This is a genomic window from Pseudomonas sp. NBRC 111124, assembly GCF_001320245.1.
In the GTDB taxonomy this organism is placed as follows: domain Bacteria; phylum Pseudomonadota; class Gammaproteobacteria; order Pseudomonadales; family Pseudomonadaceae; genus Aquipseudomonas.
The window spans coordinates 1-1860 of sequence record NZ_BCBA01000050.1; the positions used below are offsets into that span (position 1 = coordinate 1).

Genomic DNA, 1860 nt, shown 5'->3' on the forward strand with positions numbered 1-1860 from the left:
TTACCAGCGGAATTAGTCGTACGCCGACGCACATTGACCCGCAGATGCGAAAAACGTATTCAACTGTTGGCGCCATCGCCCAAATGCCTACCGGATCGCTGAACAGCACTCAGGTTATACCTCTCCCCGCGCAGAGCCTACCGCACTTATCAAGACCAGCCACTTCATCAAATGTTACGGTCACTGCGACCACCGCTCTAATGTCCCATTCTGCTCCGTTCCAAAATATTCAAACAAAATCCTCTACACTCGCGCCAGTCATCCAAAAAGAGCAGGTGTTCAATAGAACCGGATACAGATATGGCGGTAGAGACACCTCAGACTTTGCTGCAAAAGCCCTGGTAGTTACCGTTTTGGGCTTTGTCGGCATTGGAGTTGGCTTTTATTTTGCGCTTAAGGCGATCAGAAAAGATTAGCTCACGCGGGACCGTGCAGCCGAGACCAACCTGGTCTGGGCTTTGCCGAAGCATGTTCACAGCGCGCCAATCCCTCCAAGACTTTCAGATTTTTACGCTTACTTGTAGGACGTTTCTGAATTACAGTCCCAAGCCGCTTAAGCCATTGCGATGATCTGGGCTGCGCTCTAGTCTCGGGCGGTCGCTGCGAAATCAGTGACCGGCTTTGACAGGCCGCCTTCGTCAACCACATGGCTTTTGCCGCTATGGCAGCTGTGCATGGGGCACTCACGTGCGCCGGGTTTTGGTTGACCTACCGGTCTGTCAACCCATGTACAGCTGCCACCTTCTTGTTTGACAGCAGGCCGGTGATGGCATCATTAGAGGTCATCCATCATGCTTAAGATTGTCCCCGATCCACCCCACACCTCCCATTCCCTCGAAGACACTCTCATCCAGGCCACGGACTACGCGCTATGTGCCCAAACCGTCGCGCATCAGGCAATTCTGCTGCAGCCCAAGTCACCAGCCTCGATTCTGATCATGGCTACGATGCATGAGCTCGAAACGCTGCGGGTGCTACTTGAGACAGCGTTGATCCAGGTGCAGATGCCGACGGAGCCGCGAACGCTGCATTAAGGCTTGAGATTTGTGTTGGCTGGGCTGGCCCTTCGCGGCTGAAGCCGCTCCTACAGGGGTTGCGCAGGGCCTGTAGGAGCGGCATTAGCCGCGATAGGGCCGGGCCTGGCTGCCGAGAAACTTCAGGGAGATAGAACAATGACCAGCGACGACACCAAGACCACCGTAGGCACGACATTTTTCTACCAGGGCGAAGGCCAGACCCACCCGCTGTTCTGCATTGCCCCGGGCATTCCCTGCCAGAGTGCGCGGGAACAGTCTTCGGAACTGATGGGCTATGTGCGGGACTTGACCATAGATGGTCTGATGGACAACAAGCCGCAGTTGCTTTGGGCTTCACACTATCTAAGCGCGTTGGCCAAGGCGCTGATGGATGATGCTGAGCTGGGGATGATGCGCTGAGTGATGGGTTGGCGACCTGGCTGTCAACCACTTTTGCAGACCGTCTCAGTCTTATGACCTGTTAAAACTGCTAGTTGTGATGGGCTTATAGACCGCGCAAATTGCCGATATAGCAACCAACACTCAGGTCACCATCATGAGTACCTCTTCCACCAGCAAAAGCAAACAGGCGCTGGCACCGCAGCAGAGCCTGCATTTTTATAAAAATGATCACTTGGCAACAGAAGTAGCCACCAACGGCAATCGTCACGTGTTATGGGCAAATGACGTAGCGCTGGCCCAACTTGATCAATCGCAAACAGCAGGGATGCTTCGAGTTGACCTTGCTAATTCAGTCCTAGGGCTTGCATCTGGATCAGTGGCATATTCACCCTACGGATACTTGGCCCCGGAAAAACTGCAAGCTTTGCTTGGATTCAACGGA

General features: G+C 54.0%; 3 protein-coding genes and 1 pseudogene. All 4 read left to right on the plus strand.

Annotation, left to right across the window (positions count from 1 at the left end; all coding sequences use genetic code 11):
- A partial coding sequence (locus APH28_RS29000; RefSeq protein WP_218186522.1) for a hypothetical protein occupies nt 1-416 on the plus strand: 416 nt, incomplete at its 5' end.
- 375 nt (nt 417-791) lie between these two features.
- Nucleotides 792-1034, plus strand: coding sequence for a hypothetical protein (locus APH28_RS19700; RefSeq protein ID WP_060512206.1), 243 nt, complete (start codon nt 792-794; stop codon nt 1032-1034).
- A gap of 138 nt (nt 1035-1172) precedes the next feature.
- A complete protein-coding gene (locus APH28_RS19705) occupies nt 1173-1436 on the plus strand; it encodes a DUF3077 domain-containing protein (RefSeq protein ID WP_060512207.1) in 264 nt (87 codons plus the stop codon).
- A gap of 136 nt (nt 1437-1572) precedes the next feature.
- Nucleotides 1573-1860, plus strand: a pseudogene (locus tag APH28_RS28715) (hypothetical protein); the annotation flags it as partial.

What these genes read in the sequence shown, in the direction of transcription:
- APH28_RS19700 (WP_060512206.1), top strand. Translation starts at nt 792, where the DNA reads ATGCTTAAGATTGTCCCCGATCCACCCCACACCTCCCATTCCCTCGAA.
- APH28_RS19705 (WP_060512207.1), top strand. Translation starts at nt 1,173, where the DNA reads ATGACCAGCGACGACACCAAGACCACCGTAGGCACGACATTTTTCTAC.